The 476-nt window shown below is 59.7% G+C and carries 1 protein-coding gene; it reads left to right on the top strand.

Annotated features, from left to right (window positions below):
* Positions 1–476: hypothetical protein (locus FHS24_RS12300; protein WP_183621407.1), on the top strand; the 476-nt coding region annotated here is incomplete at both ends.

Here is a 476-nt window from a genome sequence, read left to right as displayed (position 1 = left end):
ACAGGCGACACTGGCGCAACAGGTGATACTGGCGCAACAGGCGACACTGGCGCAACAGGCGACACTGGCGCAACAGGCGACACTGGCGCAACAGGTGATACTGGCGCAACAGGCGACACTGGCGCAACAGGCGACACTGGCGCAACAGGCGACACTGGCGCAACAGGCGACACTGGCGCAACAGGCGACACTGGCGCAACAGGTGACACTGGCGCAACAGGCGACACTGGCGCAACAGGTGACACTGGCGCAACAGGTGATACTGGCGCCACAGGTGACACTGGCGCAACAGGTGATACTGGCGCCACAGGTGATACTGGAGCCACAGGTGATACTGGAGCCACAGGTCCTGGTGGCGGAGATACAGGTCCAGTTGAACCACCAGTACGTGAGCGTGGAGAGAAATCGACTAAGACTGGTGCACAGACAGTCAACGTTGGCGGTGCATTCATTACTAGCACTCGTGAATTTGACGT

Origin of the sequence: Psychrobacter luti (genome assembly GCF_014192115.1) — a bacterium.
Classification (GTDB): domain Bacteria; phylum Pseudomonadota; class Gammaproteobacteria; order Pseudomonadales; family Moraxellaceae; genus Psychrobacter; species Psychrobacter luti.
This window is presented reverse-complemented; position numbering and strand designations above follow the sequence as displayed.